Origin of the sequence: Stenotrophomonas rhizophila, from assembly GCF_020857975.1 — a bacterium.
Classification (GTDB): domain Bacteria; phylum Pseudomonadota; class Gammaproteobacteria; order Xanthomonadales; family Xanthomonadaceae; genus Stenotrophomonas; species Stenotrophomonas rhizophila_C.
Genome location: NZ_JACWUO010000003.1, coordinates 250,310 through 270,261 on the forward strand (window position 1 = coordinate 250,310; position 19,952 = coordinate 270,261).

Annotated in this window: 17 protein-coding genes; 3 read left to right on the forward strand and 14 right to left on the reverse strand. The window is 69.7% G+C overall.

Translation table 11 applies throughout. The features are described from left to right. Positions 1-54: 54 nt before the first annotated feature. The 9 genes from IC535_RS04890 to IC535_RS04930 form a co-directional block, all read right to left on the reverse strand. Entirely contained in the window at positions 55-1,704 is a 1,650-nt protein-coding gene (locus IC535_RS04890) for a M28 family metallopeptidase (protein WP_228885789.1), read from the reverse strand. A 136-nt stretch (positions 1,705-1,840) separates the two neighbouring features. Further along, positions 1,841-3,472, reverse strand: coding sequence for a CsgG/HfaB family protein (locus tag IC535_RS04895; RefSeq protein WP_228885790.1), 1,632 nt, complete (start codon positions 3,470-3,472; stop codon positions 1,841-1,843). A 17-nt stretch (positions 3,473-3,489) separates the two neighbouring features. After that, entirely contained in the window at positions 3,490-4,158 is a 669-nt protein-coding gene (locus IC535_RS04900; RefSeq protein ID WP_228885791.1) for a hypothetical protein, read from the reverse strand. 95 nt (positions 4,159-4,253) lie between these two features. Beyond that, on the reverse strand, positions 4,254-5,354 hold the full coding sequence (locus tag IC535_RS04905; RefSeq protein WP_228885792.1) for a hypothetical protein: 1,101 nt from the start codon (positions 5,352-5,354) through the stop codon (positions 4,254-4,256). Next, positions 5,345-6,472 carry a hypothetical protein gene (locus tag IC535_RS04910; RefSeq protein WP_306433080.1) on the reverse strand — a complete coding sequence of 376 codons (1,128 nt, stop codon included), beginning with the start codon at positions 6,470-6,472 and terminating at the stop codon, positions 5,345-5,347. The genes IC535_RS04905 and IC535_RS04910 overlap by 10 nt, the downstream gene beginning before the upstream one ends. A 168-nt stretch (positions 6,473-6,640) precedes the next feature. Continuing rightward, a complete protein-coding gene (locus IC535_RS04915) occupies positions 6,641-7,903 on the reverse strand; it encodes an RNA polymerase sigma factor (protein ID WP_228885794.1) in 1,263 nt (420 codons plus the stop codon). 63 nt (positions 7,904-7,966) lie between these two features. Continuing rightward, positions 7,967-8,374, reverse strand: coding sequence for a VOC family protein (locus tag IC535_RS04920; protein WP_228885795.1), 408 nt, complete (start codon positions 8,372-8,374; stop codon positions 7,967-7,969). A 24-nt stretch (positions 8,375-8,398) separates the two neighbouring features. Continuing rightward, positions 8,399-8,821, reverse strand: coding sequence for a VOC family protein (locus tag IC535_RS04925; RefSeq protein ID WP_228885796.1), 423 nt, complete (start codon positions 8,819-8,821; stop codon positions 8,399-8,401). A 32-nt stretch (positions 8,822-8,853) separates the two neighbouring features. Beyond that, the gene (locus IC535_RS04930; protein WP_228885797.1) at positions 8,854-9,273 is read right to left on the reverse strand and encodes a YciI family protein; all 420 of its coding nucleotides are present in this window, start codon (positions 9,271-9,273) and stop codon (positions 8,854-8,856) included. A 212-nt stretch (positions 9,274-9,485) separates the two neighbouring features. On the opposite strand from IC535_RS04930, the gene IC535_RS04935 reads away from it, so the two are divergent. Beyond that, positions 9,486-9,884: a YciI family protein gene (locus IC535_RS04935; RefSeq protein WP_228885798.1), complete on the forward strand. Its 399-nt coding sequence runs from the start codon at positions 9,486-9,488 to the stop codon at positions 9,882-9,884. On the opposite strand, the gene IC535_RS04940 is transcribed toward IC535_RS04935, so the two are convergent. Further along, positions 9,868-11,949 (reverse strand): gluconolaconase, encoded by a 2,082-nt coding sequence (locus tag IC535_RS04940; protein WP_228885799.1) that lies wholly within the window; start codon positions 11,947-11,949, stop codon positions 9,868-9,870. The two genes, IC535_RS04935 and IC535_RS04940, sit on opposite strands and share 17 nt — an antisense overlap. A 148-nt stretch (positions 11,950-12,097) precedes the next feature. Between IC535_RS04940 and IC535_RS04945 the strand changes: the two genes are divergently transcribed. Next, entirely contained in the window at positions 12,098-13,618 is a 1,521-nt protein-coding gene (locus IC535_RS04945) for a tetratricopeptide repeat protein (protein WP_228885800.1), read from the forward strand. Between the two features lie 20 nt (positions 13,619-13,638). On the opposite strand, the gene IC535_RS04950 is transcribed toward IC535_RS04945, so the two are convergent. Next, a complete protein-coding gene (locus IC535_RS04950; RefSeq protein WP_228885801.1) occupies positions 13,639-14,412 on the reverse strand; it encodes a lytic transglycosylase domain-containing protein in 774 nt (257 codons plus the stop codon). A 273-nt stretch (positions 14,413-14,685) separates the two neighbouring features. Between IC535_RS04950 and IC535_RS04955 the strand changes: the two genes are divergently transcribed. Then, entirely contained in the window at positions 14,686-16,287 is a 1,602-nt protein-coding gene (locus IC535_RS04955; RefSeq protein WP_228885802.1) for an EAL domain-containing protein, read from the forward strand. 14 nt (positions 16,288-16,301) lie between these two features. Here the strand turns inward: IC535_RS04955 and IC535_RS04960 are convergent, their stop codons facing one another. The 3 genes from IC535_RS04960 to IC535_RS04970 form a co-directional block, all read right to left on the reverse strand. Further along, positions 16,302-17,249, reverse strand: a complete 948-nt coding sequence (locus tag IC535_RS04960) for a polysaccharide deacetylase family protein (protein ID WP_228885844.1) — start codon at positions 17,247-17,249, stop codon at positions 16,302-16,304. 92 nt (positions 17,250-17,341) lie between these two features. Then, entirely contained in the window at positions 17,342-18,559 is a 1,218-nt protein-coding gene (locus IC535_RS04965; protein WP_228885803.1) for an MFS transporter, read from the reverse strand. Further along, complete coding sequence (locus IC535_RS04970) at positions 18,556-19,749, reverse strand: serine hydrolase domain-containing protein (protein ID WP_228885804.1); 1,194 nt, start codon at positions 19,747-19,749, stop codon at positions 18,556-18,558. The genes IC535_RS04965 and IC535_RS04970 overlap by 4 nt, the downstream gene beginning before the upstream one ends. Positions 19,750-19,952: the final 203 nt, after the last annotated feature.

Below are 19,952 nucleotides of genomic sequence, written 5' to 3' on the forward strand. Positions count from 1 at the left end.
GGCCGGATCCCCCTGTTTCGATCATTCAAGCGAGGAGCCGGCCAGCGGCCGGCACTACTTTCGTTCGGCGGCGCTGGCATCGCGCGGGGCACGGAACTGGGAGTCTTCACTCCAGTTCGGCCAGGTACGCGAATTGGCCAGCTGGTTGCCCAGCGTGTACAGCACTTCCAGGTCGCGCGCGGCGCCGGCGAAGCTCCAGTCCGGCTGCCACTGGTCGCCCTGCTGGTGGTAACGCTTGGCGGTGTAGTCGTCCGAGGCGGCCTTGCCCGCGGCCACGCCACCGTCCACCCAGTCCTGGCCGGCCGAATAGGACACCGCCGGCACGCCGCGCTTGGCGAACGGGAAGTGGTCCGAGCGGAAGAACAGGCCGGCTTCCGGCTTCGGGTCGGGGGTGTAGCGGATGTCCCAGCCCTTGGCCACGTCCTTGAGCTGGTCCAGCAGTTCCAGCCTGGCCGAGCCGTAGATGCCGAAATCGCGCGACGGGCCGAACGGCGCCATGCCGTCCATGTTGATCACCGCCACGGTCTTGCCCAGCGGGTACAGCGGGTGGCTGGCGTAGTACTCCGAGCCGAGCAGGCCCTTCTCCTCGGCGGTCACCGCCAGGAACAGCACCGAGCGCTGCGGGAGCGGGCCCTTGGCATAGCCGCGCGCCAGCTCCAGCAGCGAGGCGGTGCCGCTGGCATTGTCCAGCGCGCCGTTGAAGATGGTGTCGCCGCTGGCGTCGGGCTTGCCCACCCCGATGTGGTCCCAGTGCGCGCTGTACACCACGGTCTCGTCCGGGTGCTTGCTGCCTTCCAGGCGCGCGGCCAGGTTGTGCGAGGTGATCACCTCGGTCTTGACCGCATACTTGGCCGAGAAGGTCTCCCCCTTCAGTTCCACCGGCTTGAAATCGCGGGTCTGCGCCTGCTGCTTGAGCTGCTCGAAATCCAGCCCGGCGCGCTTGAACAGGTCCACCGCCAGATCGCGCTGGATCCAGCCTTCCAGCAGCGGATGGGCCTGGGCCGGCTTGTCGCGGACCACATCGAACATGGTGTTGGTATTGGAACCGGCCACGGTGGCCCAGCCATAGGACGCCGGTGCGGTCTCGTGCACGATCAGCACGCCCAGCGCGCCCTGGCGCGCGCCTTCCTCGTACTTGTAGGTCCAGCGGCCGTAGTAGGTCATGCCCTTGCCGTCGAAGTCGCCCTGGCCACTTTCGAAGTCCGGGTCGTTGATCAGCACCACCGCGATCTTGCCCTTCAGGTCCACGCCCTTGAAGTCGTCCCAGTTGCGCTCGGGCGCGTTGACGCCGTAGCCGAGGAACACCAGCGGCGCGTTGTTGATGTCCACCGCGTTGGCGCCGTTCATCGCCGCGCGCACGGCGATTTCCTGGCCCTGGCTCAGCGCCTGCGGCTTGCCCTGGCTGCGCAGCGACAGGTCCGGCGTACCGACGATATCGCCCTTGAGCAGCGGTACGGCCTGGGTCCACAGGCGCTTGCCGTCCTGCAGGTCGCCAGCGGGCTGCAGCCCGGCCGCGGCGAACTGCTTGCTCAGGTAGGCAATGGTCTTGGCTTCACCGGCGGTTGCCGGCGAGCGGCCTTCATAGGCGTCGGAGGCCAGCTCCTTGACGTCGGCGGAAATCCGCGCGCCATCGAACTTCGGCGTTGCCGCCATCAGGGCGCCGGACACCGACAGGGCCAGCACGCTCAGTACTACTCGCTTCATCGCTCTCTCCACACACGGGACCACTTGGATCCCGAGTGTAGGCGATGGACGCAGCGGCGGGCGCTGCCCGGCCGTAGGCGATGCCGGGCATGGCCGCGACAGCGGGGCAGAGCCCCGCTCTACGGGCCGGCAACGGTTACCAGTTCGGGTCTTCGGCCGGCGCCGCCGGCTTCGGGGCCGCCGCACGCCGGGCAGCCGGCTTGGCCGTGCCCGCTGCCGTGGCGGTCGCGGCGGCCTTCACCGGCGCGGCCTTCTGGCGCAGTTCGATCGCACCGGGCTTGAAGCTGCCGCCGCCCAGGTCCGCAGCGCCTTCCAGGGTGCCGTAGGAGGTCTGCGCGGCCACCCGGTCGATGCGGATGGTGCAGCACGGGGTCTCGGTGCGGCCCAGCGAACGACCGGTCTGCGGATCCTTCAGGGCTTCGCCCAGCATCACCGCCTGCCAGCGCTGGCCGACCTGCAGCGAATCGCCGCCCTGGCTCAACACCACCTGGTCGCCGCTCATCGACACCACCGACACCGGGAAGATCTCGGTGATGATCGCGCTGCCGATCTGGCCGGACAACGAATCCATCATCGCCGCGGCCATGCCCTTGCCGTTGACCACCCGGGGCAGGGTGCTCGGGCCGGTCGAGGCCAACTGGTGGTCGAAGCTGTCGGACATCACCACCTCGCCGGTCGCGGCGTTGATCAGCCGCAGGGTGATGCGGCCACCGCCGGAGTACGAGCTGACCTGGCGGTCGGACATGCGCAGCTGGCGTACGCTGCGCGGGTACTCGAAGCGTTCGATGGTGGGGATCAGGATCAGGTCGGTGGCCAGCTGCTGGCCCAGCCGCGCGGTGTCCTGCAGGCGCACGTTGCCGCTGTTGATGTGGTCGATCTCGGCCTGCATTTCCTCGCCGAACTCACGGTCGAGCACGATGAAACGCTTGGTCTGGGTCAGCGTGTCGTTGAGCCGGGCGCGGATCGCGCGGGCCACTTCGTCGCTGTCGACCCGGCCGTCGCCGACCGCATAGGTACCGGCGCGCACATGCGGCTGGGCCACCACGATCTTCGGCCGGCCCTGTTCGTCCGGAGCACGGTACTTGGCGATATCGGCCTTGATCCGCACCTTCCAGTAGCTGCGCAGGGTGCGGCGGTTGACGTCCGATTCGAACGACCGGGCGCCGCGCTTGGCATCCAGCTTGGCCTGTTCCTTGTAGCTTTCCTTGATGCTGGCCGAAGCCGAGCCGACGCCATCGCTGGCTTCGGCGCTGGCCTGCGCCGAGCCACTGGCCGAGGCGGAGGCCGAATAGGTGAAGCCTGCATCGCTGGCGCGTACGCGCGCGATCACTTCTTCATCGAGCTGGGTGACTTCGTCCTGCGAGAGGATTTCATAGCCCAGCACCGCCCCCTGCGAGGCGGCGATCATCTGCTGGGAGAACGCGTCGGCGCGGATATCGCCGACGTGCTCGCCGTCCACGTCCACATGCAGGCCGGCGCGGATGCCCTGCATCTGGCTGGCCACGCGCACGCCGTTGACCTGGGCCACGGCCGACTGCAGCGCCGCCAGCACCGCCAGCTCCGGCGTGCTGCCGATGCCCTCGGCTTCGCGCGCCACCTGGGTGGTGCCGCCGAAATCCGGGGCGCCGCGCAGCGGTTCGTCGGCCGGTTGGGCCAGCTTGGTTTCAGGCTTGGCCGGTACCGCCTCCACCGCTGCCTCCTGCTTGCCGCAGGCGGCAAGCAGGGTGGCGGTGAGGGCCAGGCTCAACAGTCGGATGGAGGTCTGCATGCGTGGCCGTCCTTGGATCAGTTCAGGCCGTCGAGCATCGAATCGGCATTGCCCGGCACCTTGATCTTGCTGGCGCGGGCGAAGGTCATCGCCGACTTGGAGGAGTTGTACAGGCCCTTCAGGTAGCCCGGCGATTCCTTGGCAACCCAGGCGCCTGCCGCCAGCTTGCGGCCGGCGGTGGCCAGCTGGGTGGCGCCCAGGCTCTTCATGCCGGCGGCGAAGTTGCTGGCTTCACCGCTCAGCTTCTGGCCTTCGGCCGCCGAGGCGACCAAGGCCACCAGGCCGTCGGCGTAATGCTTCTTGGACTCGGCGCTCAGCTCCGGCTGCGCGGCGACGCGCTCGTTGATCGCGGCCTGGGCGTTTTCGCTGACCGACACCGACTTCTTCATCTGGTCGACGTTGACCGAACCGGACGACAGCGCGGTGCGCTCGGCTTCCAGCAGCTGCACCTGCTCAGCCAGGCCGAAAGCGCGGGCGAACGAGGTCTGGGCCTGCAGCGAATGCGACTGCGAGCTGACGAAACGACGCACCAGCGCTTCCTGCGCGGCTTCGTCCGGGGCTGCGGCGCTGCTGGAGGCGGCGCTGTCGCCGCCGCCGACCAGGCCCTTGAGCTTGCCCAGCTGGGCGTGGGCCGGGGCGGCGAAGGTGGTGGCGATGGCCAGTGCGATCAGGGTCTTGCGGATCATGGTGGATTCCTTATGGGTGGGTGGTTGCCGACCCTCGGCCGGCTGTCGTGCGGGTGGCTGCCGACCGTGGTCGGCAGGCGTTCGGCGGCGCTGGATCAGCGCACGGCCTTGACGTTGAGTTCGTTGATCATCTGCTGGGCAGCCTTCTCGGCCGCTTCGCGCAGGGCATTGGTACGGGCCACGGTTTCATTCGGGCCCAGGCCGGCGTACTGCACCGGGCCGACCGAGGACACGGTGCGCGGGAAGCGCCCGGTCACGTCCAGCACCTTGCCGGTCACGGTCACGTACACGCGGGTGTTGCCCGAGACCGGGTCACGGTCGCGCATGCCGATGTCCAGCGTGCCCACCGCGATGTAGGGGATGTTGGCCGCGCGGATGCCGTTGGCGGTGTCGCGCAGGGTGGCCGCGGAAAGGTCGTTGCCGGTGCTGAAATCCTTGCGGATGCGCTCGATGCTGAGCAGGCCGCGGCTTTCGCCTTCGACGTATTCGGCTTCGACCACTTCATAGCCGGCGCTGCTGAAGGCACCGGTCATGGCGGTGTTGACTTCGGCGGCGTTGGCCACCTTCCAGCTGATGTTGTCGCTGCGCGCAGTGGTGCTGCCGCCGCTGGTGACCGACACCGACGCGTTCTGGTTGATGCTGCCGTTGGTGCTGACCGAGTTGCCGCGGAAGCTGTCGCCTTCGCGGGTCTTCTCGTCATAGCTGCGGCTGGCGTCGACGCGGCGGTATTCCTTGTCCTGGAACGACTGCACGGTGTCTTGCGAGCGCGCCATGAACAGGAAGGTCAGCAGCGAACGCTCGTTGCTGCGCGCACCGGCCACGGCCGAGCCGGCATCCAGCTTGGCCTGCAGCAGGGTGGTGTTGATTTCGGCACGGACGGTGACCGAGTAGGTCTTGGCCTTCTTGTCTTCGTCTTCGGACAGCGGCACCGCCGACAGCACGTAGCGGTCGATCTCGCCGATCATTTCGGCGCGGCGCGCTTCGAACAGGCGCAGCTTGGCCGCGCCGGATTCGGCGATGTAGGCCTCCAGTGCGTTGACCTTGGCCTTGTTCAGGGCCTGCGCACGGGTGTCCGCGCTCAGGCGCAGGCCATAGCTGGCCGACCCGGTGCCACGCGAACTGGCGGTCTGCGCGGCGACCGGAGCGGTCACCAGCAGCGCGATGAGAATCAGCAATACGGCACGAATCAACGACATGATTTGATCAACTCCTGAAGGGCCTGGGTCTGTTGCTGCAGCGGGCGTCCGCCCGGCTTCTGTTCGTCCAGCCAGGCGCGCGCATCGGCGCGCTTGGCCGCGGCACCGGCGAAGGCATCCAGCCCGGCCAGCACGGTTTCATAGCCGGCCGACCACTGGTCGACCTGCCACTGGGTGACCGGCACCACCTTGGTGGCGCCCTTGCGCAGCGGCTGGTCGAAGTACACCTTGCCGGAGAACGGCTCGACCACCGACACCTGGAAGAACGCGCCGAACAGCATGGTCTTCATCACCGGCGTTTCGCTGACCACCCCGCTCTTCATCGCATCCAGCTGCAGCTTGATCACGTAGTCCGGCTCGGGAATCTTCAGCTGGTAGACCTTGCCGTCGGCAAAGCGCGCCGCCATCGCCCCGCCGATCGCCTCGCCGCTGGCCGGCGGCAACAGGCCGATGCCGGTATTGGACGACAGCGCCTTGGACAGTTCGTGGGCCAGCGTGGCGCGCAGCGTCGCTTCCATCGCCGGGTTGGGCAGCTTGGCGCGCGCGGCATCGGACAAGGTCACCGCGCCAACCTGCAGGCGGCGCACCGAGGCATTGGGCAACTGCGCGTTGGCCAGGGTCTTGGCCAGCACCGTGGGCAGGCCGGTGGCCGCCCCGCCGTACAGCAGGTCGGCGACGATCGCGTCGATCTCGTCCTGGTCGGGGCGGTATTCCAGCAGGTCGATGCGCTGCAGGGTGAGCGGATAGGAGGCCACCACCTGGCGCTCGCGGAAATCGAAGAACAGCGCCTGCAGCGCCACTTCCACCAGCACCTTGTACTGGTCGCCGATCGGCTCGACCGAGACCAGTTCGCGGTCCAGTGCAGCGGCCAGCACGGTGGCGCTGGTAGTGCCATCGAGCTTGGCCAGCTGGTCGCTGATCAGCTGCAGGTGGGCCGGCGGCTGCCGGCGCAGGGCCGCGCCCAGCTGCTGGTTGAGGGTGTCCGCGCCGCGGGCCTGGATCACCCGGGTACTGTGCGGGGCCACGTCGTTGCGTGCCGATGCTTCACCGGTAAAGGCGAAACCGGCCCAGTAGACCTGCTGCGACTTGTCGGCCGCGTATGCGCCCCCGGTCACCATCAACAGGCACAACACCACCCACGCGCCCACCGCGCGCGTCCGCTTCTTCCCTGAAACCATCTGCCTGCGTCCCTTGTCGTGGTCCGGCCCAGGGACGGTCCCGGGGTCGGTAACTTGAATGCGCGCAACGATAGCCCTTAGCTTGGGCGTGGGCAAGATGTGATTACGTCAGCCTTCCGCGAGGGCCCGCGCTCGGGCCTCCAGGACCGCGCGCTCGCGCGCGTTGCCGGTCAGCCCGGCCGCGCGGACAAAGGCGGCGCGGGCTTCGGCACGGCGGCCCAGCTGGGCCAGCAGGTCGCCCTGCACCGCCGCAAGCGGTGCGTAGCCCTGCAACCGGGCATCGGCAGCCAGCTGTTCGACCAGTGGCCAGGCCGCCGCCGCACCCTGTGCACGCGATACCGCCACGGCCTGGTTCAAGGACACTACCGGCGAGGGCTGCCGTTGCGCCAGGCGCGCATACAAGGCGGCCATCGCCGCCCAGTCGGTGTCCTGCGCCCGCCGCGCGCGCGCATGGCAATCGGCGATTGCCGCCTGCAGTACATAGGGGTCGTCGGCGCCGCCCAGCGCGACCGCCTGGCGCAGCGCGGCCTGGCCCCGGGCGATCTGCAGCCAGTCCCAGCGGCTGCGGTCCTGGTCGGGCAGCAGCACCGCATTGCCGTGCGCATCCACCCGCGCCGCCGCGCGCGAGGCCTGCAGTTCCATCAACGCCACCAGCCCATGCACCTGCGGCCAGGTGGGCAGCCGGTGCTGCAGGACCCGGCCCAGGCGCAACGCTTCTTCGCACAGCGCCGGGCGCATCCAGTCATCGCCGGCACTGGCGGTATAGCCTTCGTTGAACACCAGGTAGACCACCTCCAGCACCGATTCCAGCCGCTCCGGCAGCGCGGCGTGGCGCGGCACCTCGAACGGCACCTGCTTCGACGCCAGGGTGCGCTTGGCGCGCACGATGCGCTGGGCGATGGTGGGTTCGGGCTGCAGGAAGGCGCGCGCGATTTCATCGGTGGTCAGCCCGCCCAGCAGGCGCAGGGTCAGCGCCACCCGTGCGTCGGCCGACAACACCGGGTGGCAGGCCACGAACATCAGCCGCAGCAGGTCATCGCCGATGTCGTCCTGCAGCGCATCGCTGTCGTCGGGCAACGGCAGCGGCTGTGGCTCCAGTTCGCTGCCCCACTGCGCGTGCTGGCCAGCCACGCGCTGGTGCTGGCGCAGCACGTCGATGGCGCGATTGCGTGCGGTGGTCATCAGCCACGCTCCCGGATTGTCCGGAACTCCCTGTGCGGGCCATCGCTCCAGGGCGGCCAACCAGGTGTCCTGGGCCAGTTCTTCGGCGCGCCCGACATCGCCGCCCAGCATCCGGGTCAGGCGCGCGATCAGGGCCGGCGCTTCCATGCGCCAGAGAGTGTCCAGTCGTTGCGTCAGCGCGGTGTCCATACTGCCGATGGAAACACCGCGCAGCGCAGCGCACAAGCCACGGTGGTCATGCGTGGGCCGGCCTCAACCCGGCTCGCCGTCCATGTGCGCGATCTCCCACAGGTGGCCGTCCAGGTCCTGGAAGCCGCGCTGGTACATGAAACCGTAGTCGCGCGCCGGCTGCGGTTCGCTGGCGCCGGCCTTGAGCGCCTTGTCCAGCAGCTCGTCCACCGCCTGGCGGCTGGTCGCCGACAGGGCAATGATCACCTCGGTCTGCTGGCGCGCATCGCTGATCGGCTTGTTGGTGAACTGGGCAAAGAAACTCTCCACCAGCAGCATCACCAGGATGGTGTCGCTGATCACCAGGCAGGCCGCGTTGTCGTCGGTGTAGGTGGGATTGAAGCTGTAGCCGAGCGCGGTGAAGAAGGCCTTGGTGGCGTCCAGGTCGCGGACCGGCAGGTTGACGAAGATCATCTGGGGTGCATCGCTCATCGTTGTGGCTCCTTGGGCTGGGGATCAGGGCTGTTTCATGCAGTTGACCATCCACGGCTTGCCGTAGCGGTCGATCAAAAAGCCCCAACGGTGGGCCCAGAAGGTTTCGGCGATCGGCATCTTGATTTCGCCGCCGTCGGCCAGCGCCTTGAACACGCGTTCGGCCTCCTCGGGCGAGTCCACGTCGATGTTGATGGTGGTGGTGCCCTCGCCGGGGCCGGACGGGCTGTCGGCGGCCATCAGGATGGCCGAGCCCACTTCCAGCTGGCTGTGGGCGACGTGGTCCAGGGTCTCCGGCAGCATCTCGCCACAGCCTTCGGTGCTTTCCATCGGCGGCATGTCGCGGTACTTCATTTCCGAGGTGACCCTGCCGCCCAGTACCTGGGCGTAGAAGGCCATGGCCTCGTGGGTCTTGCCGTTGAAGCTCAGGAACGGAATCAGTTTCATGGGAATGCTCCAGGAGTACGGGGGTGGGTGGGTCAGTCGGGGCTGCCGATCTGGTCGCGCAGACGCTGTTCCTGCGCGCGTAGCTCCGGGGTGAAGGCCTCGCCGAAATCTTCCATGCCGAAGATCGGGCGGATCTCCACCACGTCGCCGGGGCCGAACGGTGCGCGCTTGAGCCACTCGGTGGCTTCATCCAGCGAACGCACCTGCCACAGCCAGAAACCGGCGACCAGTTCGCGGGTTTCGGCGAACGGGCCGTCGATCACCCGCGGCGTGGCCTCGCCGAAGGCGACCCGGCGCCCGCGCGAGGTCGGGTGCAGGCCTTCACCGGCCAGCATGATCCCGGCCTGCACCAGTTCTTCGTTGAACGCGCCCATCGCGCGCAGCTCGGCTTCGGTCGGCATCTGGCCAGCCTCGCTGGCCTCGGAGGCCTTTACCAGGACAATGACTTTCATCGTTGCTTCCTCTACGGCGGCCCGGCAGTGGGCCTTTCATTACCTACGACGCCGCAGTGGAACGGAAATCGACACCCCCGCAAAAATAAATTCCGATCCCGTCAGCACCACGCCGCGACCGGCCTGAACAGGCGCTGCCCCTGCCGCGCTGCAACACCGCCGACACGCGGACTGCGGCATCATGTACACCCCTGTCCGCGACCGGTCCGGCCATGCAATTCCTGCTGCTCATCTATATCGACGAGGGCCTGCTGCAGGCCCTGCCCAGCGACGAATACGACCGCCTGATGCACGACTGCCTGGTGCACGCCGATGCGCTGCAGGCCCAAGGCACCCTGGTGATCGCACAGAAGCTGGCGCCGGTAGCCAGTGCCCGTACCCTGCGCGTGCGCCAGGACCAGGCCCGGATCACCGATGGCCCGTTTGCCGAAACCCACGAGCTGCTGGCCGGCTTCAACCTGATCAACGCCGACGACCATGAGCACGCCATGCAGATCGCCCGGCAGTTCCCGTGGTCGCGGTTCGGCAGCATCGAGGTGCGGCCGCTGGCCGACATGGACGCCGAGCGCGAACGCGTCGGCGCCTGCCTCGGCGCTACGGCAGCAACGTAACCTTCAGCTCGCGCGCACCCACGCCTTCGTTGCCGCTGTAGTCGCGCACGCTGGCGCGGATCAGGTAGTCGCCGGCCGGCAGCGCATCGGGCTGCCAGCGCCCGGTCTGCACCAGGCCATCGCGCACGGTGTTGGTCACCAGGTAGCGGAAGCGGGTGAGCGCGCTGCCATGCACGGTGATGCCGCTGTCGGGCGCGTAGGCGACCAGGGTCGCACTGCGTTCGCGCGGCATCCGGTTGAACACGATGTTGAAGCGCGGCTGTTCATAGCCCGGCAGCGGCTGGCCGCGCGCGTCCAGGATCTGGTAGCCCACCTGGTAGGCGCCCAGCCGCCGGCGCGGCAGGTTGCGGTCCACCTGGTCCCAGGCCTCGACCACGATCTGCACGCCCGGGCCCAGCCGCGGCACCGCTACCCGGCCATCGCCGCCGGGCGCGAGCGGCTGGTCCAGATCGTCCAGCAGTTCAACCCCGGTGATGCGCGGTGCGAACGCGTCGGCATAGCCGGTGAAGCCCAATGCCACCGCATTGCGCTCGAAACCGCTGGCGCCCACGCTGAGGTGCACGTGGGCCATGCGGTTGATGCTGCCCAGCGCATCGCCGGCGGCAAAGCGCGTACCACGGCGCACGCGCACCCGTTCCAGCTTGCCCTCGTCATCGAACACCTGCGGCCAGCGCGCGTCGAAGGGACGGTCGCGCGGATCGCGGCCGACCTTCATGTGGATGTAGCGCAGCCGGTCCAGCGACATCCCCTCGGCCTGCCCGCCCACTGACCAGGTGGCCGCCGGGCTGCTGACCTTGCCTGCGGCGACCGCCAGCACGGTCTGGCCGACATCGCCGCGCACGTCGAAGCCGTCGTGCAGGTGGTGGCGGCTCTCGCCGGAGAACGTGCCGCGCACCTCGCCCAGGGTACCGACCACCTCGTGCCAGCCATCCTGCGGCGCCAGCGGCCAACGGCCGGCGGTGGCCGGCAGCGGTGCCTGCGGCGCCGGCCCGATCAATGCCGGTGCCGCGGTGGCCGTGGCCGCCAGCGGGCGCAGCCGGTGCACGCGGTAGGACGCCGCATCGGCCAGGTACAGCCCGCCGCGGCCGTCCAGTGCCAGCGCCGTAGGCCGCGAAAAACGCGGCTGCGGCGCGACCCCGGCCAGGGCGACCTGGTGCCCGTGCGCGGACACCTGCACCACCTTGCCGTTGACGTCGCTCACATACAGCACGTCATCGAAGGTGACCGCCACCGACAGCGGGCCGCTGAGCACGCCGCCATCGGCGACCACGGTCTGCAGGCTGCCATCGGTGTCCAGCCGGCGCACGGCATTGTTGAACAGGTCGGCGATCAGCAGCCGGCCGTGGTGGTCCAGTACCACGGCCACCGGCGTATCCAGCCGGGCCAGTTGCCCCACGCCATCCACCAGCCCCGGCGCCGCGCCGCCGGCCAGGGTGCGAACCTGCCCGTCCGGCTCGATCACGCGGATGCGGTCGTTGTAGGTATCGGCCACGAACACGCGGCCATCGCGGCCGACCGCCACGCCCATCGGCGCATCGAAACGCGCCTGTGCGGCCGGGCCATCGGCGAAGCCGCGCTGGCCGTCGCCGGCGAGCGTGCGGACCTGGCCGTCCGGCGCGACCGCGCGGATCACGTTGTTGCCGGTATCGGCAACGTACACCGTGCCGGCCGCATCCACTGCGATGCCCGACGGCGTATTGAACTGCGCCTGCAGCGCAGGCCCGTCGCGCCAGCCCTCGCCCTGCCCGGCCAGCGTATCCACGCGCCCGTCCGGATGCAGGCGGCGGATGCGGTTGTTGTCGCCGGCATCGGCGATATAGACCACGCCATCGGCACCGACCGCCAGCCCGTACGGATCGGCGAAGCGCGCCTGGCCTGGCATTGCCGCATCGAGCAGGCCACCGACGCCATCGCCGGCCACGCTGTCGATCTGCGCGTTCCAGCCCAGCGCGGTCGCCGCCGGTGCCGGTGGCGGCGGCGGCGGGCCGGGCTCATGCAGAAAGGTCCATGCCAGCAACGCCAGGGTCGCCACACCGATCACCACCACCCATGCGCTGCGTCCCATTGCCATCTCTTTGCACCGAAGGGCACTGACGATAATGGCTGGGCGCGCATCTGCAAACCCATGCGCGGCGGCGGATGCGTCGACGGCGCTTGTGCCGCCACGCCCTCCCGGGTTCCAATCGGGGTTCATTCCACGGAAGGAGGCGCCCATGCCGGGTTTGCATCGACACCCCATCGCGTTGCTGATCGCACTGACGCTGGCCGGCACCGCACCGGTGCACGCCACGCCCGACAGCCGCGCTGCCACCACCGAAGAACAGACCCGGGCACTGCAGCAGGCCCTGCGCGAGGCGGCGCAGCAGGGCGCGCAGGGCGACACCCTGGGCGCGCTGGTCGCCTTCGAACGGCTGCTGGCCGAGCCCGGCCTGGCCACGCTGCCCGCAGACGACCGCACCGAAGCCTATGTGGTGGCCGGCTGGATCGCCCTGCAGCTCAGCCAACCGGCCGCCGCACGCAGCTACCTGGGCAGCGCGCGGCAACTGGCGCCGGAAGAACCGCGCGCGTTGTATCTGCTCGGCGTGCTCGAATCCGAGCAGGGGCACCACGTCGAAGGCGCGCGCCTGATTACCCGCTCGCTGCGCCAGGCCGATACCTTCCTGCCCGAAGTCGGCTTCGCCATGGCCGGCACCCAGGGCCAGCTGTTGCGCGGCCATGACACCGAGTACCGCGACTTCCTGCAGGTCCTGTTCGACCGCAACTGGAAACCGGACGGGATCGAGCCGACCGACTTCTGGCGGCTGCTGGCGGTGCTGCAGATCCAGAGCGGCCAGTCCGACCTCGTCGCCGCGACGCTGGAGCGCATCGACAGCCCGATGGAAATCCTGGCCCTGCGTGCGGACAAACGCTTCGACCGCTACATCGACCGCAACAACCCCCGCTTCGATCCGGTCCAGGCCGCCCAGCGCCACCTGGATGCACTGCGGGTCAATGCCCTGCTGGCGCCGGACCAGCCCAGCGCGCTGGTGCATATCAGCCAGGCGATGCTGGTGCTGGGCCAGCACGAAGAGGTGCTGGCGGTGACCGAGCCGATGGCCAGCGCCGTCGCAAGCGCCAGGGTGCCGCCCAATATCGACGACGCCGGCGATATCGCCTGGCTGCTCAACAACCGCGCCATCGCCCAGCGCCGGCTGGGCGATATCGATGCCGCGCTGGCCACGCTGGAGGCCGCCGCGCAGTTCAAGCAGGAAGGACAGACCAACATCAGCCAATGGTTGAACCTGGCCGCCTGGCAGGCCGCGCTGTTGCAGCCGCGCAAGGCGCTGGAGACCAGCGCACGCGTCGGCGACAACCTCAGCCCGTACGGCGAAGCGGTGCAGCAGTGGGTACGCTTCAGCGCCCACCGCCAGCTCGGCGACACCGAACAGGCCGACCGTGCCAAGGCATGGCTGAAGGACCATGCCGACAATGCGGACGGCTACGTGCTGGAAACCCTGCTCTATGACAATGCGCTGGACCAGGCCGCCGCCGACCTGATCGCGCGCCTGCACTCCACCGAAACGCGCAGCGATGCGCTGCTGTCGGTGCAGCGGCTGCGGACGGTGCCACCGCTGCCCGGCGATGTCGAACAGGAACGGCGCTGGTGGCAGGTGGTCGAACGTGCCGACGTGCAGGCCGCCCTCAAGGCGATCGGCCGCAGCGAACAGCACGCCCTGTTCCGGCCCGGCGGCTAGCCTTGCCCCGGCGCCCGGCGCTAGCGCGCCGGGGTTTCCACCTTGAACCCCATCGCCTCGCGATAGCGCAGGTACAGCGCGCTGACCTTCTCCACATAGGCCAGCGTTTCGGCATACGGCGGCACGCCCTTGTAGCGGCTGACCGCGCCGATGCCGGCGTTGTAGGCGGCCGCGGCCAGGGTGCGGTCGCCCTTGTAGCGTTTCAGCAGCGCCTTCATGTAGCGCGCCCCGCCATTGATCGACTGTTCGGCCGACAGCGGGTCGGCCACCCCCAGCTCGGTGGCGGTATCGGGCATCAGCTGCATCACCCCCTGGGCGCCCTTGGGCGAGACCGCGCCGGCATCGAAGCCGCTTTCGGCATGGGCGATCGCCCGCAGCCAGGCATCATCCACCCCGGTGGCGCGCGCGGCGGCCTTGAACTGTTTGGCATGGCGGTTGAGCTGCGGCGCGCCGACCTTGCCCAGCCCCGGGTGGGCCGGCTCGCCCGGCGGGGTGGCCACGGTGAACTTCAGGAATACCCGCGAACCGGGCAGGTTGCGCGTGGAATACACCAGCGCCCCATCCTGCTCGCGTTCGTACAAAGTGCCGGCGAACACCCCCATGTTGCCCCACAGGTTGGGGGTCTGCACCGCGCTGTCATCGATCTGCTGCGGCGTGCAGCGCGACCCCGGCTCCGGCGCGGTGGCCAGGCTGACCGTGCTGTCGCGCACGCAGCGGTACACCGTGCGCGCCGACGCCGCGCACGGCAACAGCAACGACAGCAGCACCAGCGCGGCAGGCAGGGTCGGTTTCATCGGCTCGGGTCGGGGCACGTCAGTCGTGCGGCGCGATGATCCGGCCCGGGCCGCGAACCGAAGGTGAATACCGATCCGGCGGTAACGGCGCCCGGCCCTGACGGTTTCACCCCCCACCAGTCCCCGCCATGCCCGGAACGGGGCCACGCCGACGGCAATCGGGGAAGAATCCGATTCCAATCCCCTCCGTCAAGTGGTCATATAGCGCACCAGGGCCACGGCTCGGCTGCCGTCGCCGTCCGCCGTTCCCCACCCATCGGCTTCGAGGTCTGCTTGAACCGCGCCAGGATCATCGCCGCCACCGTCCTGTTCGCCCTGCTCGGGGCCCTGCTGCCGATCGCCATCCTGGGGTACTTCACCTGGGCCCGGGCCACCGACAGCGAACATGCACGCCTGCAGCTCACCGCCGAGCGCACCCTGCTGCGCACCCACCGCGCCTACGAGGCCGGGCTGAAGGCGCTGCGCCGGCTCAACCAGAGCACCCTGGCCCCGTGTTCGCCCGAGCATGTGCGGCTGATGCGCGCGCTGGTGGTCAGCACCCATTCGGCCGAGCAGATCGGCTACTTCGAGCAGGGCCGGCTGCGCTGCACCTCCTGGGGGCTGATGGAACAGCACACCGCCGAGCCGGTGCCGGACCACATCACCGCCGATGGCGCCGGCATCACCCTGGGGGTGCGCCCGGTCGCCGGCGACGGCGCCGGGCTGCTGGCCGTGCAGCTGGGCCGCCACGACGTGCTGATGGACCCGGCGCGGTTGGTCGATGTGATCACCGACCCGAACGTGCGGCTGGCCGTGGCCAGCCCCGACGGGCGCCTGATCGCCCAGCAGCAGATGCCCGACCAGCAGCTGCTGCAGTTGCTGCTGCGCGAACCGCACAGCGGCATGGACGGCAACAGCCTGTATGCCACCGCGCAGGACCAGCAGTGGCTGGCCATCGCCACCGCCCCGCGCACCGACCTGATCGCCAGCTTCCGCGCCCAGTTCCGCCAGTACATTCCGTTGGGCGTGCTGGGCGCGCTGGGCGCGGTGGGGCTGGTGCTGTGGCTGTCGCGCCGGCGGCTGTCGCTGCGCGGTGAACTGGCCACTGCCGTGCGCCGGCGCGAGTTCTTCCTGCACTACCAGCCCATCATCGAACTGGACACCGGCATCTGCGTCGGCGCCGAATCGCTGCTGCGCTGGCGCCGCCCCGACGGCAGCCAGGTGCGCCCGGACCTGTTCATTCCGCTGGCCGAGGAAAACGGCCTGATCGAAGACCTGACCGACCAGGTCATCGACATGGTGATCGCCGACATGCGCGATCTGCTGGTGCGCGACCGCAGCGCGCATATCGCCATCAACCTGTCGGCCTGCGACGTCAGCAGCGGCCGCGCGCTCAAGGTACTGTCGGCCAGGCTGGCCGGCACCGGCATCCATCCCCAGCAGATCTGGCTGGAGGCCACCGAACGCGGCTTCATCGATATCGAGCGCGCGCGCACCACCCTGGCGATCGCGCGCCGCGCCGGCCACAACGTGGCCATCGACGACTTCGGGGTCGGCTACTCCAGCCTGCAGTACCTGCAGCAGTTGCCGCTGGACGCGCTGAAGATCGACAAATCCTTCATCGACGCGATCGGTACCGACAGCGCCACCAGCCCGGTCACCTCGCACATCATCGACATGGCCAAGACCCTGGGGCTGTTCACCGTTGCCGAGGGCATCGAAACCCCCGCCCAGCTGACCTACCTGCAGGCCCGCCAGGTCGAATTCGGCCAGGGGTGGCTGTTCTCCAAGCCGCTGCCACCCGATGCCTTCATGGCCTTCCACCAGCAGCGCCGCGAGCAGTACGGCATGGCCCGCGAAGACATGCAGAACCCCAACAGCAGCGTTGCCGAATAAGCCACGCAGGCGCGTTACTCGTTGTCGATCCCGGCCAGGGCCAGTACCCAGCGCGGCACCTTGGGCTCGCCGGCATAGAAGGCCGGCGGCTTGCCTTCGGCCATCGCCCAGCGGTGCACCCAGCCGATCCCGCCGGCGCCGAGGTAGCCGTCGGCATGCGTATAGGCCGGATCCTGCAGGGCCTGCTCCAGGCTGATGAAGGTGTAGCCGCGGCGGCGGGTCGCGGCGACCAGCTCACCGATGCAGTCGGCGTTGAGTGCATTGGCATGCACCAGCCACACCTGCGCCGGCAGTCGGCCCAGCAGCTGCTGCGACTGCTGCTGGTAGTAGTCCAGCTTGTTGAGCATGTACGGCACATAGCCGCGCCGCAGCTGGCGCAGGCGCGCCTGGCGCACGCCCGGGTCGGCCTCGGTATCGCGCACATGATCGTAGGCGAACGCCCAGATCCATTCGCTGTTGTCCACCGTGACCGGCGCGATCCGATAGCCATGCTGCTGCAGGAAATCGGCCAGGGCGGCGCGCTGCTGCAGGTCCTGGCCGGTCCGCAGGTAGGGGTGGCGGAACCAGCGCGGCGGCTGGCCGCGCCGGGCCAGCAACGGGCGCAGGGTCTGCTCGCCGCGCAGGATGTCCTGCTCGTAGGCCGGCAGCCCCACCGCGTGCAGATCGACATGGCCGTAGGTGTGGTTGCCCAGCTCGAACCCGGCATCCAGCCAGTCGCGCAGCATCTGCACCCGTTCGGGCAGCACCCGCCCCTGCTGTTCCAGCTTGCCTTCGTTGACGAAGCCGACCACCGGCAGTTGCGCGGCCTTCAGCGCGGCCAGCAGTTGCGCATGGCGCCGGGCCAGTTCTGGATCGTGGCGCTCGTCCAGCCGCTGCCAGGGCAGGTCATCGATGGTCAGCGCGATGCGCTGCGCCGGCGCGGCCTGCAGCGCCCCGGCCCATAGCAGCAAGGCCACGCCCATCGATCGCAACAACCTCGTACGCACCTGTTCGCTCCTTCATGCAGTGCCTACCAGCATAACGCCGCGTCCGCGCCCTGCCGGGCACGGTTCGCTCAGTTGGCGGCAGCGGCCCATGCCGCAGGCCGCCGCATCACCACCACCAGGGTGGCGGCCAGCAACACCAGCAGCACGCCCGGCAGCCACCGCTCGCCCAGGGTTTCCAGCATCACCCCACCCACCACCCCGCCCAGGGCGATCGCCAGGTTCCAACCGGTCACCACGAACGACTGCGCGATGTCCCCGGCCGCACCGGCCCGCCGTGCCACCGCGGTCTGGAACTGGGTGGCCACGCCACCGAAGGCCACGCCCCACGCCAGCGTGCCCAGCACCAGCACCAGCGCCGACCCCGGCCACACCGCCAATGCCAGGGCCGCCAACGCGAAACCGGCGGTGCTGGCGATCACCAGCCGGTGCAGCCAGCGGTCCACCCACACCCCGGTGATCCAGATGCCCAGCAATGCCGCCACCCCGAACACCAGCAACAGGCGGTCCAGCCAGCCCACCGCACCGGCCAGCGCGGCGAACGGTTCGATATAGGTGTACAGCACGTTGTGCGCCAGTACGAACAGGAACATGGTCAGCAGGGCCGCACGCATGCCCGGCAGCCGCCATACCCGGCCCAGCGTCTGGCGCGCCCCGGCGCCGGGAGCGGCCAGTGCCGGCAACACCAGCCGCGCCCACAGCAACAGCCCCACGCTGAGCAGCGACATCAGCCCGAAGGCCCAGCGCCAGCCGATCGTCTGCCCAAGCAGGGTGCCGGCAGGAATGCCCAGCGACAGCGCCAGCGGTGTTCCCACCATCGCCACCGCGATCGCCCGGCCCTGCAGGTGCGGGGCCACCATGCGGCTGGCATAACCGGCCACCAGCGACCACAGCAGGCCGGCGCTGATGCCGGCGATGAAGCGCGCCACCAGCATCACCGGGTAGGCGTGGGTCAGCGCGGTGACCGTATTGACCACCACGAAGCCGGCGATGGCCGCCAGCAGCAACGGCCGCCGCGGCAGCCGCTGGGTCAGTGCGGTCATCGGCAATGCCGCCAGCAGCGAGCCCAGCGCATACACCGTCACCAGCTGCCCCACCAGCGCACGGCTCACGCCCAGGTCGGCGCTCATCGGCGACAGCAGCCCGGCCGGCAACGCCTCGGTGAGGATGGTGATGAAGCCGGCGCTGGCCAGTGCCAGCAGGCCGCCCCACGGCAGCCGCGCGGCCGTGGGCGGCGCGGCGGCAAGCGCGCACGCTGCGGCCTGGCCGCCTTCGCCTGCGCCGGTCATGCCTGTTCCCCTGCGGCGAGGCCGGCATACACCGCATCGCGCACCTGCTCGACGAAGGCGCCGTGCATGCCTTCGTACAGGGTATTGGTCAACGCCACCACGCTCAGGCCACGGGCCGGATCGACAAACCAGCTATGCCCGTATGCGCCACCCCAGCGCCAGCTGCCGGCCGCCTGCGGCGTGGCGGTGGGGAGCGGGTCGCGCAGCACCGCAAAGCCCAGGCCGAAGCCCCAGCCCGGCGCGTCCGGCGGGCCGTGTTCGCCGACCTGTGCGCGTGCCATTTCCGCCACGCTGGCCGCCGGCAACCAGCTGCGGTGCGCATCGCCACGCAGCGCTTCCAACAAGCGCATCACGTCCGCCGCGGTACCCACCATGCCACCGCCGCCAGAAGCAAAGGCATGTCGATTGCCGGCCCGGGCAAGGCTGTAGCTGATCCCGGCAGTGCCCTCGAACGGCGGCACCACCTCGCCCTCGCGCAGCCGGTGCGGCTGCGGCGCATCGCTGACATACGGGGTAGCCAGGCGCGCCGGGCTATCGGTGTGGAAGCCGGTGGCCTCCATCCCCAGCGGCGCGGTGACCTGTTGGCGCACCACCTGTGCCAGGGGCAGGCCGGTGGCCGCTTCCAGCACGGCGCCGGCCACGTCCACCCCGAGCGAATAGCTCCACGCCTGCCCGGGCGCAAACAGCAACGGCGCCTGCGCGATCCGGCGCAGGTTTTCCTGCAGGCTGACCGTGCTGTCGTCCATGCCATCGCTCACCCCGGCACGGGCCAGCGGGCCGTGCGCGTCTGCCTCCAGGAAACGGTAGCCCAGCCCGGCGCTGTGGCTGAGCAGCTGGCGCAGGGTGATGACCGGCCGGGTGCCATCGGGCAGTGCGGGCCGGAACTCGGGCAGCCAGTCGGTGACCGGCGCATCCAGCGACACCCGGCCCTGCGCTACCAGGCGCATCGCCGCGGCCGTCACGATCGGCTTGCTCACCGATGCGAGCCGGAACAGGTCATCGGCCTGCATCGGCCGCTGCTGCTCGCGGTCGGCCCAGCCGCTGGCGCTGGCATGGCGCAGCCGGCCGTGCTGGCGCACCAGGACCACCGCGCCCACCACCTGCTGGCGGGCATGGGCGGCGGACAACACCGCCTCCAGGGGCGGCAGGCACGGTTCGGCCAGCGGCCGGGCATCAGGCAGGGAAGACATGGCAGGGTCCAGCAGGAAGGGAGCGCCATGCTCGGCGTTCACCCGGCCGGGAAACACCCGGTCCGGGCTCCGTACATTCAGGACACCGCATTCCGCAATTGTGCTGCGCCCCGTACTGGCAAGGGATGCAGCCCATCGCTGCCCGCCGCGCACCACTGCGTCCCACCGGCATGCCCCCGCCGCCCCTGCGGGCCGCTAGAGTG

Coding starts and splice junctions, on each gene's coding strand:
- IC535_RS04890 (WP_228885789.1), bottom strand. CDS start 1,704: ATGAAGCGAGTAGTACTGAGCGTGCTGGCCCTGTCGGTGTCCGGCGCC.
- IC535_RS04895 (WP_228885790.1), bottom strand. CDS start 3,472: ATGCAGACCTCCATCCGACTGTTGAGCCTGGCCCTCACCGCCACCCTG.
- IC535_RS04915 (WP_228885794.1), bottom strand. CDS start 7,903: ATGGACACCGCGCTGACGCAACGACTGGACACTCTCTGGCGCATGGAA.
- IC535_RS04900 (WP_228885791.1), bottom strand. CDS start 4,158: ATGATCCGCAAGACCCTGATCGCACTGGCCATCGCCACCACCTTCGCC.
- IC535_RS04935 (WP_228885798.1), top strand. CDS start 9,486: ATGCAATTCCTGCTGCTCATCTATATCGACGAGGGCCTGCTGCAGGCC.
- IC535_RS04965 (WP_228885803.1), bottom strand. CDS start 18,559: ATGACCGGCGCAGGCGAAGGCGGCCAGGCCGCAGCGTGCGCGCTTGCC.
- IC535_RS04940 (WP_228885799.1), bottom strand. CDS start 11,949: ATGGGACGCAGCGCATGGGTGGTGGTGATCGGTGTGGCGACCCTGGCG.
- IC535_RS04920 (WP_228885795.1), bottom strand. CDS start 8,374: ATGAGCGATGCACCCCAGATGATCTTCGTCAACCTGCCGGTCCGCGAC.
- IC535_RS04945 (WP_228885800.1), top strand. CDS start 12,098: ATGCCGGGTTTGCATCGACACCCCATCGCGTTGCTGATCGCACTGACG.
- IC535_RS04970 (WP_228885804.1), bottom strand. CDS start 19,749: ATGTCTTCCCTGCCTGATGCCCGGCCGCTGGCCGAACCGTGCCTGCCG.
- IC535_RS04925 (WP_228885796.1), bottom strand. CDS start 8,821: ATGAAACTGATTCCGTTCCTGAGCTTCAACGGCAAGACCCACGAGGCC.
- IC535_RS04905 (WP_228885792.1), bottom strand. CDS start 5,354: ATGTCGTTGATTCGTGCCGTATTGCTGATTCTCATCGCGCTGCTGGTG.
- IC535_RS04930 (WP_228885797.1), bottom strand. CDS start 9,273: ATGAAAGTCATTGTCCTGGTAAAGGCCTCCGAGGCCAGCGAGGCTGGC.
- IC535_RS04950 (WP_228885801.1), bottom strand. CDS start 14,412: ATGAAACCGACCCTGCCTGCCGCGCTGGTGCTGCTGTCGTTGCTGTTG.
- IC535_RS04910 (WP_306433080.1), bottom strand. CDS start 6,472: ATGGTGACCGGGGGCGCATACGCGGCCGACAAGTCGCAGCAGGTCTAC.
- IC535_RS04960 (WP_228885844.1), bottom strand. CDS start 17,249: ATGGGCGTGGCCTTGCTGCTATGGGCCGGGGCGCTGCAGGCCGCGCCG.